Annotated in this window: 14 protein-coding genes; 7 read left to right on the forward strand and 7 right to left on the reverse strand. The window is 49.7% G+C overall.

The features are described from left to right. Window positions 1-104 precede the first annotated feature (104 nt). The 3 genes from EQU24_RS13585 to EQU24_RS13595 form a co-directional block, all read right to left on the reverse strand. Window positions 105-917, reverse strand: a complete 813-nt coding sequence (locus EQU24_RS13585) for a YiaD family glycine zipper/OmpA-like lipoprotein (protein ID WP_026129972.1) — start codon at window positions 915-917, stop codon at window positions 105-107. Between the two features lie 748 nt (window positions 918-1,665). Continuing rightward, the gene (locus EQU24_RS13590; protein ID WP_017838976.1) at window positions 1,666-2,550 is read right to left on the reverse strand and encodes a phosphate-starvation-inducible PsiE family protein; all 885 of its coding nucleotides are present in this window, start codon (window positions 2,548-2,550) and stop codon (window positions 1,666-1,668) included. A gap of 358 nt (window positions 2,551-2,908) precedes the next feature. Continuing rightward, the gene (locus EQU24_RS13595) at window positions 2,909-3,295 is read right to left on the reverse strand and encodes a cupin domain-containing protein (RefSeq protein ID WP_017838975.1); all 387 of its coding nucleotides are present in this window, start codon (window positions 3,293-3,295) and stop codon (window positions 2,909-2,911) included. Window positions 3,296-3,672: 377 nt separating this feature from the next. On the opposite strand from EQU24_RS13595, the gene EQU24_RS13600 reads away from it, so the two are divergent. From EQU24_RS13600 to EQU24_RS22430, 5 genes are all read left to right on the forward strand, one after another. Next, window positions 3,673-5,127 carry an FAD-linked oxidase C-terminal domain-containing protein gene (locus EQU24_RS13600; protein WP_017838974.1) on the forward strand — a complete coding sequence of 485 codons (1,455 nt, stop codon included), beginning with the start codon at window positions 3,673-3,675 and terminating at the stop codon, window positions 5,125-5,127. 2 nt (window positions 5,128-5,129) lie between these two features. Beyond that, entirely contained in the window at window positions 5,130-6,200 is a 1,071-nt protein-coding gene (gene glcE, locus EQU24_RS13605) for a glycolate oxidase subunit GlcE (protein ID WP_017838973.1), read from the forward strand. Between the two features lie 3 nt (window positions 6,201-6,203). After that, the gene (gene glcF / locus EQU24_RS13610; RefSeq protein WP_017838972.1) at window positions 6,204-7,472 is read left to right on the forward strand and encodes a glycolate oxidase subunit GlcF; all 1,269 of its coding nucleotides are present in this window, start codon (window positions 6,204-6,206) and stop codon (window positions 7,470-7,472) included. A 638-nt stretch (window positions 7,473-8,110) separates the two neighbouring features. After that, window positions 8,111-8,521 carry a BLUF domain-containing protein gene (locus EQU24_RS13615; protein WP_017838971.1) on the forward strand — a complete coding sequence of 137 codons (411 nt, stop codon included), beginning with the start codon at window positions 8,111-8,113 and terminating at the stop codon, window positions 8,519-8,521. Window positions 8,522-8,900: 379 nt separating this feature from the next. Continuing rightward, window positions 8,901-9,149: a hypothetical protein gene (locus tag EQU24_RS22430; RefSeq protein ID WP_175421687.1), complete on the forward strand. Its 249-nt coding sequence runs from the start codon at window positions 8,901-8,903 to the stop codon at window positions 9,147-9,149. 52 nt (window positions 9,150-9,201) lie between these two features. Here the strand turns inward: EQU24_RS22430 and EQU24_RS13625 are convergent, their stop codons facing one another. Then, window positions 9,202-9,651 (reverse strand): methyltransferase family protein, encoded by a 450-nt coding sequence (locus EQU24_RS13625; RefSeq protein ID WP_083877592.1) that lies wholly within the window; start codon window positions 9,649-9,651, stop codon window positions 9,202-9,204. 494 nt (window positions 9,652-10,145) lie between these two features. Further along, window positions 10,146-11,696, reverse strand: coding sequence for a fused MFS/spermidine synthase (locus tag EQU24_RS13630; protein WP_017838969.1), 1,551 nt, complete (start codon window positions 11,694-11,696; stop codon window positions 10,146-10,148). Between the two features lie 776 nt (window positions 11,697-12,472). Here EQU24_RS13630 and EQU24_RS13635 point away from each other — a divergent pair. Together EQU24_RS13635 and EQU24_RS13640 are read left to right on the forward strand one after the other, a co-directional pair. Further along, a complete protein-coding gene (locus tag EQU24_RS13635; RefSeq protein ID WP_017838967.1) occupies window positions 12,473-13,366 on the forward strand; it encodes a hypothetical protein in 894 nt (297 codons plus the stop codon). A 293-nt stretch (window positions 13,367-13,659) separates the two neighbouring features. After that, complete coding sequence (locus EQU24_RS13640; RefSeq protein ID WP_014148346.1) at window positions 13,660-13,917, forward strand: hypothetical protein; 258 nt, start codon at window positions 13,660-13,662, stop codon at window positions 13,915-13,917. A gap of 617 nt (window positions 13,918-14,534) precedes the next feature. Here the strand turns inward: EQU24_RS13640 and phoU are convergent. Further along, complete coding sequence (phoU, locus tag EQU24_RS13645) at window positions 14,535-15,212, reverse strand: phosphate signaling complex protein PhoU (RefSeq protein WP_017838965.1); 678 nt, start codon at window positions 15,210-15,212, stop codon at window positions 14,535-14,537. 42 nt (window positions 15,213-15,254) lie between these two features. Continuing rightward, complete coding sequence (gene pstB / locus EQU24_RS13650; RefSeq protein WP_040575408.1) at window positions 15,255-16,100, reverse strand: phosphate ABC transporter ATP-binding protein PstB; 846 nt, start codon at window positions 16,098-16,100, stop codon at window positions 15,255-15,257. Window positions 16,101-16,115: the final 15 nt, after the last annotated feature.

The raw sequence follows: 16,115 nt of genomic DNA on the forward strand, positions 1-16,115 counted from the left end.
CTGCGAAAACCCGAAAGACGCGTGACGCCGGAGCGTCACGACCTATTCGACACGCGAAGTCTATAACTCGTTTCTATCTTGTATCCTATGAATCGACCAAGAATTCATCGTGGATAATTATATTGCTGCTGCGGATAACCGGGTTGTTGCGGATATTGTTGAGGATAGCCCTGTTGCGGGTAACCTCCCTGTGGTTGCTGAGGATAATTCTGTTGCTGCATACCCCCTTGAGGTTGCTGCTGAGGATTAGCTCCTTGAGGTGCAGAGCTTTGAGTAGCGACGATGGCCAATTCGACACGCCGGTTTTGAGCTCGATTCTCTTCGCTAGTATTGGGGACTTTCGGCATCGATTTCCCCATCCCTTGCTGTGTGATCCGAGCATAATTGACTCCGCGCTGAACCAAATAATTCGAAACACCGCCGGCCCGTTGATCGGACAGCTTTAAATTATAATTTTCGCTGCCTATATCGTCGGTATGTCCGGTAACAGTGATGTTGGATTCAGGATAATGATTCAAAACATTAGCAACGGAATCCAGCGCGGACATCGCCTGGGGCGTCAATTGCGCGGAGTCGAAGCCGAACGTAATGCTGCTCGGCATCGTCAGGTTGAGTGTATTTTCCGAACTTCTTTGTATTTCGATGCCGGTACCCTGCAAGGATTCGCGCATCTCTTGTTCTTGATTATCCATATACAGACCGACCGCAGCACCGACCGCGCCTCCGGCCAATGCCCCCAGACCTGCATTTTTCCAGTCATTACCGCCGAATAGCGTACCGGCGCCGGCGCCTACCGCCGCGCCAATGCCGGTTCCCATCGCGGTCTTGCTCATCCGAGATTGTCCGGAGTAAGGATCGGTCACACAAGCCGATAAAAGCACGGAACTAAAAGCCAGTATTAAGCATTTTTTATTCATAAAATACAGATTCTCTCAAGGTGAGTTAAAAGCGAATGATCGTTCTAAACCAAAATACGGTAGTTTAAAATAAATGACATTTTACGAGGTGTTCATCAGTCTGCAATCGGTTCTTCGTGATCGCCCGTAGCGTCTCCTACACATTACTCCATTTTCTCTTTCTTTAATTGTCAATTTCCAGGCCGTGCATTTCGAGGAGTTGTTTATCTTAACCTTGTTCTGAAAATACCGTATTTCCCGGCAAGTCTAAAACTCAAGGATAAATTCAAGCTGAACAAGACGATTTATTGCCATTTGGATCACCTTACTCACCAGTTTATCCCGATGAGGAAACCACCGACTGGAGAGCCGTGCGCGGGAGAACCCCATGCACGGTAGGGGTGGAAAGTTTAAACTCACCTCCCCTATCAAAAAGTTACAAGCACTGTGGAAGCGACGCCTTCGTCGCGATTATCGAAGCCGCTAACGCTCAAACACCAATAGCCTTTCCGGATGACACGGCAATCTAACGCTCGGTCGCTGCTTTTTGCTAGATAGGTATACATATACGTGTGCATAACGACGAGCGGTCCTCTGTGGGAACCCATACCTTAGCTACCGATACAAAATCGGCATGCATTCCCACGCTGGAGCGGTGGGACCGAGGAGGAACGACAATCTTGAGCCAGACGGCGGCTTTCCCTGCCGCCGACACCTGCCAACCGAGCAACCGAACCCTTCCAAGTAGGGGATTATTTACGACCAAAACCTAAATCGTTTTATCTTCTTCCGAGTGATACTTTCCAACAATCCAATAAGTAACGCCTAAAGCCAGTAAAACAACGCCTGATGCATAGACATACTGCGGATCGATCGCTTTATAATCGAAGATGATAATTTTCCGAGCAACCGCCATAACTGCGGTTGCAAGTACTAACCTTATCGGAATGACATCGGTACGTAGGTACAGCGTAATATTGATAAAAATTTCGATGGCAATCAAAACCATCATGAACGATCCGAAAGTTGCCAAGATATCGCTGACTGTCAGCATTAGATAAGGCGGAGTAAATAATTTATCGAAAATAACGACAACGACATCCCAAACCCCGAATAGGATCACCGCTACCATTAAAACGGCTAAAACATTGACGGCTTTAATGATTGTTTTATGCAAACTTCCAATCAGAGGATTCACATCTTCCGTGGGCAATTCGGCGTGAGCCATTTGAGCTTGATATTTTTTTCTAAAATGCTGCATTAGCAGCGAAACGATGTTTTGCTCGTGTATGAAATAATCCGACCCGGCATCATGCTCAAAAAATGAATTAAGTCCTTCCACATTCGATAAGTCCGCATCGGTAATTTTTTTAAATCCCATGCTCCAATCGGGAAACTGTCTTTTATCAACAACTTTACGTTCAAGGATGTTGACCCCGCTATGACGCGGATCTTTTTTAATACAGTTGTAAAGCGCGTCTACATCCTTATCTTCGCCTTCCAAAACTTGAACGAAGGTATCCTGGCAGTACAACAACATGCCGGTAATATTGCGAGCAGCATTATTTATTCGGCACTTCTCAAGCATGTTCAACATATCCTCATCACTCATCGAACTAGTCGCCGAACTGATATAAAGCATACGGACTAACATGTTTACCCCTCCAAAATTTATAATTATTATTGAGCGATTAATTGCTAACCTAATGGTTTGGTTACCCTAATTGCTTTCATCGAGTCAGCAAGCTAAATTTACGAGATGCGTGATTTCCGGCTCGATACTTAGAACGGTTTTTTAAAATCTAAGCGGCCGATTATAAAACCTAATGAACCTCTAAAAATAGAATACCTCAATTATAGCTTTCGACAATGAAATTGAATCGTTCCCTGCACTTTTTGACTAGCTGAGATTGGGCGCTGACAAGCAAAGATAATGCGAGTGTCGTTTCCGAGTAGAACTTGAGGAGCTTGAGATAAACTCCAAAATCACCTGGCAAGGAGTAGCTTTACATCTATGCTAATCCCTTCGAATGATCTTCGATATCTAGGTAAACAGCATCCGAAAAACGTGGGGTGCAGATCGCAAGAAAAATCAAATCTTCCGATCCGATATTGGCAATCCGTTGACGGCACTCTGGAGGAATCAACACGATATCGCCGGGCGCAACTTCTTGCGGCGGTAAACTTCCGACTTCAACCCGTCCTAAGCCTTGTATGATGACATAACGCTCGACGGTTCCGACAAGGCGATGCCAGCGTGTCGTAACGCCTGGCTCGACGCGGGCCCTTGCAATGGACACGTCCGGATCGTCGCCGCTATTGGACTGCTCGATAATGAAACACTGCTCCGGAGTGTAAAATTCATCTTCGAGGTTTAGTTTTTTGATCGATGCTTGCATTGATTTTTCCAGGCATTGCGTGAAGATTTAATCGAATTAATCAAGAACGGGGGAATTATGCATCACCCTGTTTTCTATACCAATTAGTCCGCAATTCCCAATTTGGAGATCAAAAAGGGTGTGGGGTATGCTTGGCGCTTGCAGATTTTTGCTCCTGCAAAATCTGCATTCACGCCATCCTTGGCGTTCGAGCTGCCGCCAAGCCCCCATGGATGGGTTTACGGCGTTCCTCGACAGGCATACCCCACTCCCTAAAATCGGCGAAACTGCTCAAACTGGGAATTGCTGGAGTATATATACAACACACCTTAGGGAAAAACGAATTTTCTGTTATGTTAAGCGATTTCCCCACGTATTCACTTTCGAATCATTTCAAGATGCGTCACGCCAATTTAGTCGAATCCTTCCAAAGCATTCTGCCGACCGAATCGGTGCTGTACGAGACCGAAGACCTCAAACCTTACGAATGCGACGGACTGTCGGCTTACCGGCAACTGCCGATGATCGCGGTTTTGCCGGGCAACGAAGCCGAGATCATCGAAATTCTGAAAATCTGCGAAGCGGAAAAAATTCCGGTCGTCGCGCGCGGGGCCGGCACCGGACTTTCCGGCGGCGCGCTGCCGCATGCCGACGGCGTATTGCTGTCCCTCGCCAAGCTGAACGAGATTCTCGAAATCGACCCCGTGGCCTGTACCGCGCGCGTGCAACCCGGCGTGCGGAATCTTGCGATCAGCGAAGCAGCCGAAGCCTACGGATTGTATTACGCGCCCGACCCGTCATCGCAAATTGCTTGCACGATCGGCGGCAACGTCGCCGAAAATTCCGGCGGCGTCCATTGCCTGAAATACGGACTGACCGTGCACAATATCCTGAAACTGCGAGTGTTGACTATCGAGGGCGATGTGCTCGAAATCGGCTCGGAAGCGCTCGACAGTCCCGGCTTCGATTTACTGGCTCTAATGTCAGGCAGCGAGGGTATGCTAGGCATCATCACCGAAATCACCGTGAAACTGCTGCCGATACCCGAAGCGGCGCAATTAGTAATGGCCGCATTCGACGACATCGAAAAGGCCGGCGCGGCGGTCGCGAACATTATCCGGGCAGGCATCGTGCCGGCCGGTCTGGAAATGATGGACAAGATGACGATAGCGGCCGTCGAAGCCTTTATTCATGCAGGCTACGATCCCGATGCCGCAGCGATCGTATTATGCGAATCCGACGGCTCGAACGAAGCGGTTGCCGAAGAAATCGAGAAAATACGGGGCATCATGCGCGAAAGCGGCGCGGTCCGCATCGATACCGCGCGCGGTGAGGCCGAACGCCGGCGTTTTTGGGCCGGGCGCAAGGCCGCCTTTCCGGCGGCCGGCCGGGTCTCACCCGATTATTACTGCATGGACGGCACAATTCCGCGCAAGCATCTCGCCGAGGTTCTGCGCCGCATCGAAGACTTGTCTTCCGAATTCGGACTGCGCTGCATGAATGTGTTTCATGCCGGCGACGGCAATTTGCACCCGTTGATTCTATACGACGCAAACCGGAGCGGCGAACTTGAAAAGGCCGAAGCCTTCGGCGCGCGAATCCTCGAAATATGCATCGAGGCCGGCGGTTCCTTGACCGGCGAACACGGCGTCGGCATCGAAAAATTGAATCAAATGTGCCTGCAATTCGGCGACGCCGAGCGCGACCTGTTTCATGCCGTCAAAGCCGCATTCGATCCGGATTCGCTGCTAAATCCCGGCAAGGCTATTCCGTCACTACACCGCTGCGCCGAATTCGGCGCGATGCATGTCCATCGCGGCGACGAACAGTTTCCGGATTTACCGAGATTCTGAACATGGAAGCGATAGTCGAACACCTCACAGAATGCGTCGTCAAAGCGAACGAGAACAAACAGGCGCTTTGCATTCGCGGCGGCGGCAGCAAAGACTTTTACGGCAATCCTAAAGGACTGCACGATTCGAAGCTGGAAACCGGACCGTATCGCGGCATCGTCGATTACGATCCGACGGAACTGGTCGTCAGTGTCCGAGCCGGAACGCCGTTGAACGAACTGGAAAGCCTATTGAGCGAACACGGCCAGATGCTGGCCTTCGAACCGCCCGGTTTCAACGAAACGGCGACGCTGGGCGGCTGTATCGCTTCCGGGCTTTCGGGGCCCAGGCGCGCCTATAACGGAGCGGCCAGAGATTTCGTGCTCGGCATCAAACTGCTCGACGGCCAGGGCCGAATTTTGAATTTCGGCGGACGGGTCATGAAGAACGTCGCCGGCTACGACGTCTCGCGCCTGATGACCGGCGCGATGGGCACGTTGGGCGTGCTGCTCGAAGTCTCGCTCAAAGTGCTACCGAAACCGGAAACCGAACGAACGCTCTGTTTCGAACTGCCGGTCGAGCAGGCACTGGAAACGATGCGGCGCTGCGCCGGACAAACGCTGCCGGTCTCGGCAACCTGCCATATCGACCGGCGTCTTTATATCCGGCTCTCCGGCATCGAGTCCGCCGTTGATGCCGCGCACGTCAAGCTGGGCGGCGACGAATTCGGCGACAATCTGAGCTTTTGGGAATCGATCAAAAATCAGACGCATCCCTTTTTTCGCGACAACAAAAGGCTCTGGCGTTTATCAGTCAAGCCCACTGCCCCGCCGTTTTCGATCACCTGCGAACAAGCGATCGAATGGGGCGGCGCGCTACGCTGGTTTGCGGCGGCCAAAGACTATGATGCGACAGCGGTTCGCGCACAAGCCGAAAAGGCCGGCGGACATGCGACGCTGTTCCGCGGCAACGACCCGAGCATTCCGGCCTTTCATCCGCTGCAGCCGGCCCTGTTGAAAATTCATCAACGCCTGAAACGTCAATTCGACCCGGTTGGCATTTTCAATCCGCGGCGCCTGTATCCGGAGTTTTGAACGATGCAGACCCGACTCGACGAACGATTTCAAAATACGCCGCAAGGCCGCGAAGCCGAAACGATACTGCGTAGCTGCGTCCATTGCGGCTTCTGTCTTGCGACCTGCCCGACCTACCAGCTTTCGGGAAACGAACTCGACAGCCCGCGCGGCAGGATTTATCTGATCAAACAGCTTCTCGAAGGCAGTCAAGTCACGCGGAAGACGCAACTGCACCTGGACCGCTGCCTAACTTGCCGCGCCTGCGAAAGCACCTGTCCTTCAGGCGTGGACTACGCGCGCTTGCTCGATATCGGCCGCAATGAAGTCGAACAAACGATAATGCGCTCACCGATCGAGCGGATGCTCCGTTTTACGTTGCGTAAGGTGCTGCCGAATCGAGGATTGTTTGCGTTTTTATTGAAATCGGCCAGATTGACCCGGCCCTTGCTGCCCAAACGATTGCAAAGAATGGTGCCGACCCAGCCGAAAATTCGGCAAAACTCGCCGCCGGCCAATCATTCGCGCAGAATCCTAATACTGCAGGGTTGCGTGCAACCCGCGTTGAATCCCGACATCAACCACGCTGCAAAACGCGTGCTGGACAAACTCGGCATAACGCTCGTCGAAGCGCAACAAGCCGGCTGCTGCGGCGCTCTCGCCTATCATCTCGACGCACAACCCGAAGGACTGGATGCGATGCGCCGTCTGATCGATGCCTGGTGGCGCTACATTGCAGATCCCGATAAGCCGATCGAAGCGATTGTCGTCACGGCGAGCGGCTGCGGCGTTACGGTCAAGGATTACGGCCATCTGCTGAGGCACGATCCGGCATATGCCGAAAAGGCTGCACGCGTTTCGGAACTGGCCAAAGACATCGGCGAGATCGTCGCCGCGGAACTGCCCGAACTGACTCGCCTACTGGAAAACAGACCGGTGCCCGAGGCCGAAGCCATCGCGTTTCACGCACCTTGCACGCTGCAACACGGACAGCGGCTCGACGGCGTCGTCGAAAACATTCTGAAAACGGCCGGCTTTCGTTTGACCCGCATTGCCGAAGCTCATCTCTGCTGCGGCTCGGCCGGCACCTATTCGATAGTGCAACCGCACATCGCCCGGCAGCTACGCGACAGAAAAATCGCCGCATTGACCCGGGACGATCCGGCTATCGTCGTCACCGCGAACATCGGCTGTCAGATGCATTTGCAAAACGGAACCCAACTGCCGGTGCGGCATTGGATCGAAATCCTGGATCGGGTTTTGTGCGGAGAAACAGGAGATCGGTATCCCTAAATTCGGCAATGCGTCCACGAAAATCACGAAATACACTAAAGTCATCATAGGGGGTATATCAAGCTCTTGAATCATCCATTGGGTGATCGGCTTGAAAATTATAAGCAATTGAATATTTTCGTGTGTTTCGTGGACAAAATACTTCCTGATTAGCAAGTTTTCTTCAGCTAAAGCCCAAAAACCAGCATATCCCTAGCAGGACGGGGCTTGCAACCCCGTCCTAAACGTTTTGACTTTGGCCGAAGTCAGCCGAAATTTTTAGGGCAAACCGAAACGTTGGGGACGGGTTAAATAACCCGTCCCGCAGAAGTGGCTACGACTGGTCACTGCTCGGACACTTGGCTTCGGCAAGCTGAAGCATCTTGCTAATCAGGAAATGCTTTTTATTAGGATAACTGCTTCGTGCCAATTTTTCGCCGGATCAAAAATCCCCCCTGCTCCCGCCAACCTGATGCTATTGATATATATCTTATTGCTGATACATATGTTAAAGCTGCAGCTGCTTCGATTGGACCCCGTCAAGATATTAGCCTCGACAAGCCGAAGCTTCTTGTTAATCAGATTACTTTTTACTGGGTAATCAATTACTATATTAATCGATTCAGTTGATTTCTCCAGCAATGAACTCGAGGTATGCAATGTATTTAGTCAGACTGATATACGCCAGCAGAGCAAGAAAAGGTTTCGGACCAAGCGATGTCGAGCAAATTTTAGAAGTTGCCCGCAAAACCAATGCCCAAAAAGGCATTACTGGCATGTTGTGTTTCAATGGTTATAATTTTTTGCAATCATTGGAAGGCTCGCGTACAGCTGTCAATGAATTGTACCGTCATATTCTTGAAGATAAACGCCATTTCGATACAACCTTGTTGGAATACCGCGAGATAATAGCCCGCGATTTTGATAATTGGCATATGGGATATCTAGGTTTAACCAAAGAAAACCAAGCATTATTGTTGCGTTTTTCAAACAATTTGGAATTTGATCCTTTCAAGATGAGTGGCGCCACTGCTCATGCAATGTTGTGTGAATTAAGCGCGACACTTTAATAGGAACCATCAGAATATCTTCAATCCAAGCTCCAAAACCCGGCCGACCTTTCTAAGTAACTTAATCTAATCCACTACTATGCCAAAATCTGCCATATTGAAATCTCGATTAACTATCCATGTCTTTTATGCGGTGTTTTTTTCTTTATAGCGAGCCTAATCTTTACTTTCTCTCTGCAAAACCATGACGTTTTTAATACATTATCGGTAGAAGTACGATCGTAAGTATTCAGACCCCGTTGGCAAATTACCGCAATTCAGGCGTATTGTTGGCCTCCCCCTTTGAAAAAAGGGGATTGAGGGGGATTTATTTAAAAAATCTCCCCTAGCCCCTCTTTTTCAAAGAGGGGGACTGAATACTTACGTACGATCTCAGGTTTTGCAAATCGCTTATATTTTTCTCGGCATACTGATAGCATTTATAGCGCTTGTCGTTATTATGCTCAATATACTGCTAGAGAAAAACCTCGCCGCTCCTATTAAAAAAGGCATTTCGCGACTGGAAAACATACAAAAGAATTTGAATAAAGGACGCCGCGAATACGTCCATGTAGACTCTAGCCAGCCCCATGCTGGCAAAGCCTTTGCCGGACACCCCGGCACCACCTCGGGCACTGCCGAAATTTGAAGTGCGAAAGGTATACTTTGCCGAGCCGGCCGCCTGCGTTATCGTTCGGTTTTCAGTAAAACCAGCGAGGAACGCGGCTTGAATAATGAGCCCATTCCTCTCCATACTTTCGCGCCAGTAACGGCTCCTCGCCCAGTACAACCCGAAGATAAAAACCGACAGACAGGATAACGGTATAAACAAACTGTCCGGGTGCACCAAAACACAACACCCATCCCAGAAGAATCAGCATAACTGAAATATACATTGGATTTCGCGTGTAGCGATAAAGACCGACATTCACCAGGCGAGTTGGCGGCGCCCAAGGAGCGAGAGTGCCCTTGCCCGAGACATAGAAATCACGCACGCACCAAAACAAAGCCAAAGATCCCGTGAATAAAGGCGCAATTCCTAAGGGCTGAACAAGACTAGTGTGATCGCTTAGCCAAAGCCAAGTCACCGGAACGGCGAAAGCAACGATACCCGGCAATGCTAAAAAGGCAAACAGCGCTTGGATGAACATATGGTAAAAAAACTAGAGAACATTAGATGCGGATCGTACGGTCAAATATGTTTTGACCATTTGTCTGACACATAAATAAGGTTAATGTTCCAATATCTACCATCGCACTCAAATCTCTCGGCAGTGCATCTGAAGGAATCGGAGTATTTATAACTTTGGTACTTCAAATTTCGGCATTGCTTAAGGAAGCGCCGGGGTGTTCGACAAAGGCTTTGCTGGCAAAGCCTTGTATGATTAATTTAAATGAATTTTAGCCAGGAAATACTTTAAGCTGTACCGAGTTCATTGGGAGGCCGCTTGAGCCTGAGGGCAGGATTAAACCAGCGCCGTAGGATGGGTAGCAGCGAAGCGGAAACCCATCGCTTTGTTTGAGCGCAGGTACGGTTGCGATAACGCTACCATTTACCAAATCCGCGATTTGTTGCAATAGCTCTCATGATGTTCCTACGATGATAATCGTCCCCGCTTTCTTTTCGTCGTCTCGATATAATCCATCAACGTAGCAATAAATCCGCACCAAACCAGCCGACAACGACATTACGATAATGCTCCGCCTTGTAAACCTGCATCTGTTCCAGCGGGTTGAAATTATCGGTCAAGACGATACCTTGATCCTGCGGCACTTGATAGCGCCGCTGTTTAAGCCATAGCCGCTCGCTTGGTTTTAATTGCGGCGAATCGCTTTCGATAGCAGCATCGGACGCAAGAAAAATAAAATCATTGAAATTTTCGCTGGGTTGCGAAAAGAACACGGTTTGCCGAGAAAAAACCTGATCGAGTGTTTTTGCAACAGACGACAGCGCCTCGTTATTACCCTGAGTAAAGGAAACGAAATTCAGTGCCAAAATACCCTGTTCGTCCAATAAACCTTTCAATTGCATCAACGTTTCAAGCGTCAGTAAATGCGAAGGCTCCGAACCGCCGGTAAAACAGTCATGAATAATTAAGTCATAAGGCCCGGTCAAATGCCTTATTTCATAGCGTGCATCGCCGACAATATCGCGACCGTTCGACTCATATCCGAAATGCACGACCGCGGCATTGGCAACGGCAGGATCGATCTCGAGCGTATCGACGACAAGACCGAAACGCTCCCGTAAAACATTAGCCATATGCCCAGCCCCCAAACCCACGATCAGAGCCCTTTGCATGGATGGGCGTAAAGCAGGAATCAAGCCAACGATTTCTTGATAGATCAGCAAGTTTTTACCAGTTGAAATGCTTGCTGCACCGATCGTCGACGCGTCCGAAGTCAGCATACGCAAATCATTACCGGGTTGATCGATTACCCGCACCCAACCGTATAGGCTCTCATGTTCGGAAACGATTTTAAATTTACCATTGCCGTCATACGTCTTCCCAGAGCCGATGATGCCAGGCAACAAAATCAAACCCAGCGTAGCCAACGCCAAACACGGCGCGACGGTATAGCGGAAACCTAAAGTCCTTCGTTCGATCAAGGCAATCACCAGAGCCAAACCCATTAAAAGCAAACCTAAGACAATCAAGATTTCACGCGACCCGACCAACGGGAATAAAAAAAAGCCCAAAATCAAAGTTCCGATGACACTCCCCAAGGTACTCATCGCATAAATGCTTCCCGAACTCGAGCCGACGGAATTTAATTGCAAGGTAGCCAGTTTTATCGCGAACGGGCCGACCATACCAAGCAAGGTCAATGCCGGTGCAAATAAGATAAACGAGCTGACAAAAGCGCCACCTCGCAAACCGAGAGGATCCGTCATCAATAAAATCGGCCGTGTCATCCATGGAATCAATAAAGTCAAAAAGGCCGCCAAAGCGATCACGACTGCCAGACCAACCGGCTTGGAGGAATCGGCTAAGCGTCCACCGGTGAAATAACCGAACGCCAAGGCTATCATCGTCACCGAAATCAACGAAGACCAGACATAAAGACTGGCCCCATAAAAAGGCGCTATCATACGAGTGCCTAGTAGCTCGATCACCATTACCGATGCACCGGTCAAGAACACCGTCACGAACAATCCAATGCGCTGACGGTAAGAAGCGTTTTTCAAAGTCATAAATTTTCCTGGTAGGCCCAAAATTAGAGTGCTATGTTCGCGTTATACTCATCGCAGATCAAAATTCGGCGCCGGGGTGCCCGTCAAAGGACGCCGTGAATACGTCCATGTAGGTTCTATGCCAGCTCCATGCTGGCAAAGCCTTTGTCGAACACTCCGACGCCTCCTCGAACATTGCCGAAATTTGAAGTGCGAAAGGTATCCATAGCCTTTCGGAGATCGAAATTGGTCAGAAGGCTGCCGAGTTTTAATTCATTCTAGAGGGTTTGGCTTCGAAAATGATATAAATCCTCTATCTCGCGTGAATTCAGCAATTCCCAATTTGGAGATCAAAAAGGGTGTGGGGTATGCTTGGCGAGGATGTCGGCAGCAGGGCAGATTTTTGCTCCTGCAAAATCTGCATTCACGCCATCCTTGGCGCTTGCAGATTTTTGCTCCTCGGCAATTGCTCCTGCATTGCCCTACTACACGCCATCCTTGGCGTAATGCAAAATCTGCATTCACGCCATCCTTAGCGCTTGCAGATTTTTGCTCCTCGGCAATTGCTCCTGCATTGCCCTACTACACGCCATCCTTGGCGTAATGCAAAATCTGCATTCACGCCATCCTTGGCGTTCGAGCTGCCGCCAAGCCCCCATGGATGGGTTTACGGCGTTCCTCGACAGGCATACCCCACACCCTTTTTGATCTCCAAACTGGGAATTGCTGGAGTGAATTACCTTCTACCAAAATGAATTAAGCTGTCTCACAAAACAGTTCGCAAAAAAATCCTCATCATGGGTGCCGCTGGGCGAGATTTTCATAATTTCAATGTCGTCTACCGCAACGATCCCGGCAATGAAATTGTTGCATTTACCGCCGCACAAATCCCGGATATCGCAGGAAAACGCTATCCGCCTGCGTTATCCGGCCCATTTTATCCCGAAGGCATCCCTATCGTCGATGAAATCGAATTGGCAGACCTATGCCGAGAACAACACATCGACCAAGCAATTTTTGCCTACAGCGATGTCCCACACAGACAAGTGATGCATCAAGCATTGATCGCGCTGGCCGGCGGAGCCGATTTTACCCTGCTCGGCCCCAAACACACGCAATTGCAAGCTTCGGTCCCGGTCATCGCTTGCTGCGCGGTGAGCACCGGTTGCGGCAAGTCGCAAGTCACGCAATGGCTTTCGAAATTATTGAAAGCCCACGGCCTTAAAACCGCAGTAATCCGCCATCCGATGCCTTACGGCGACCTCGAAAAACAAGCCGTGCAACGTTTTACCAGCATGGCCGACCTCGATCGTGCCGATTGCACGATCGAAGAGCGGGAAGAATACGAACCCCATTTGTCGCTCGGCAATACCGTTTTTGCCGGCATCGACTACGCCGAGATCGTCGATCCGAGAGAATTTGCATCCGAACGGTTAAATGATGTTTACCGACAATATCCGCATATCGGCAAGGTGCTGCCGGCAGTCGGTTATCATCCTTCGCAATTAAAGGCATTGCAACAAACCTTGAATGCCGCCGATATAGAACTCGTCGTTTCGGCCACGCCATACGACTTATCGGCCTTGATCGCTATCGACAAACCGATTGTACGCGCGCGTTATGAATTTGTTGAAGACGACAATGCCGAATTAAGCCGACATATCGAAACTTTTTTAAGAAACCATTTATGAATCCCAGTATACCTTTCGCACTTCAAATTTCGGCAGTGCCTGAAGAGGCGCCAGGGTGTGCGGCAAAGGCTTTGCCAGCATGGAGCTGGCATAGAGTCTACAGGGATGTATTCACGGCGTCCTTTGACGGACACCCTGGTGCCGAATTTTGATCTGCGATGGGTATAAATAAATGCCATTCATAACGCTTATTGCGTTTTCAGAATCAATTAACCGGTTCCGTTTTATTTTTTCGCCTTTATAATACCGAGCAACTCGTTCTGTTTTCGACTTTCAAACGAAATTATAAAAACATGAAAAAACCTAAATCGATACAGTTAAAAATCATCGAAAAGCCGGAAGATCTGATTCACAAAGCAAAACAAGCCGCTGAAAATTACGGCTTACAATTTTTAGGCGATATTGAACAAGGCATCATAAAAGGCTTCGGCATAGAAGCCGACTATATGCTGCAGGAAGATATTTTGACGATTACGGTTTTTCGCAAGCCGATTTTGATTTCGTGGGCTACAGTCGAACAAAAAGTGAGAACGTTAGTGCAACATGGTTGATGCTCCGGACTGATGCTAATCGGAAGGTGCCCGGAAACTTTGTGAGTTTTTTGCCAACTGAATCGCTTGCCGTTAAGGCAGAAATCCACGTCCTTTTAAACCTTCATCCAAAAAAGAGCAGTTGGCATGTGTTGTAGACCGTTCGTGCTGAGTAAAGTCGAAGCATGAAGGGGCTACAACACTTTCACCGGCCTGGTTAAGCCGGTTCCGAAGAGGGTGCGGTTGCTCGATCGACAGGCGTCGGCGGCAGGGACAGCCGCCGTCGAGCCTACATGGACGTATTCACGGCGTCCTGTCGGGCGAGTGACCGCACCCTCCGCCACCAGAGAACTTTCATTTGCCGATGCGATGACCAGGTCTTCATGAACGTTACTGTGAAAGTTCGTAAATTTGGATTCATTATCTAATTTTTCGATATACAAATCTCTGTTCTGGCAATGCCGGTTCCGGAGAGGGTGCGGTTGCTCGATCGACAGGCGTTGGCGGCAGGGTAGCCGCCATCGAGCCTACATGGACGTATTAACGGCGTCCTGTCGGGCGAGTGACCGCGCCCTCCCCACGTCTCGTACTTTCATTTGCCGGGGTGATTGCCGGGCTTTCATGAACGTTAGGTTTATTCAATGCCGGTGCCTAATATCCTTACCTTCAACCATGAAAATCATGAATTCGGCGATATTGATACAATGATTGCCACAGCGCTCGAGCGCTTTCATGATTTGCAGGATATCCAGAGCTCTACCGATCAAGCGGGCATCCTGAAGCACGAAGGTCAGTTGCCGGCGAATACCGTCTTGAAATTCTTGTCCGCAATCCCAGTCTCCCCTGATAAGCACGTAAGCATCATCCAGATTACCGGTATCGAAAGCGTCGGTCGCTTTTCTGAGCATGCCGCGCGCCATTGTGCCCATCCTGACGATGTCCCTGAGTAACTGAGGATTCGGATCGCTGGTTTGCGGGTCGAACATGTCGATGATCAATTTCGCTATTCTAACCGTCTCGTCGCCGATCCTTTCCAAGTCCACAACGATTTTCGAAATGGAAATCACTTTGCGCAGGTCATTAGCAACCGGACTGCGTTTAGCAAGAATCGACAGAACCTCGGCGTCGATTTTTAGCTCATATTCGTTAACTTCCCGATCCCGTGCCACCACTTTTTCGGCGATAGAGACCTCGCCTTCATCGAGCGACGTCATGACCGTATCCAATTGATCGATGACCAAGCCGGCCATTTCCAGTACCAGATAATGTAAATGGCTGAGTTCGCCGTCGAACAGATGAACCGTATGTTCTTTCATAAATTATGATCTTGGTTTAAATAATTAGCCGCTTCGGTTGGCTTATCCGAATCTTCCGGTAATGTAATCCTGTGTCAATTCGTGCAAAGGATTGGTAAATACATCGCTGGTCTTACCGACCTCGATCAATTTACCGAGATGAAAATAAGCCGTACGCTGCGATACCCGTGCGGCCTGTTGCATCGAATGAGTCACGATCGCAATCGTATAACGCTGTCGCAGTTCGTCGATCAATTGTTCGATTTTCGCGGTCGCAATCGGGTCCAATGCCGAACAGGGCTCGTCCATCAAAATAACTTCAGGCTCGACCGACAAAGTCCGAGCGATGCACAAACGCTGTTGTTGTCCGCCCGATAATCCGGTACCGGGCTGGTGGAGCCGGTCTTTGACTTCGTCCCAGAGGCCGGCCTTGCGCAACGAGGACTCGACGATTTGATCCAATTCGGCCTTTGTCGAAGCCAGCCCATGGATTTTCGGGCCGTAAGCGATATTGTCGTAGATCGATTTCGGGAATGGATTGGGTTTTTGAAACACCATGCCGACTTGCGCGCGAAGCGGAACGACATCCATGTGCTTGGAATAAACATCGACATTATCGATCTTGATTTCGCCGTTCACCCGGCAACTTTCGACTGTGTCGTTCATTCGGTTCAAACAACGTAAAAAAGTCGATTTGCCGCAACCGGATGGGCCGATTAACGAAATGACTTCATTCGTGCCGATATCCAGATTGATATCTTGTATCGCATGGTTCTCTCCATAAAACACATTGACATTACGGCAAGTTATCCTTGGATTGTCGGCATGTATCGACCCGACTGTCGCACCCATTTCACCTTGTAGATTCAATGGCTTAACAGAGATATTTTTACTTATGAGTGTTTTCATGCGGGAAACCGATTT

It is taken from the genome of Methylotuvimicrobium buryatense (assembly GCF_005931095.1).
In the GTDB taxonomy this organism is placed as follows: domain Bacteria; phylum Pseudomonadota; class Gammaproteobacteria; order Methylococcales; family Methylomonadaceae; genus Methylotuvimicrobium; species Methylotuvimicrobium buryatense.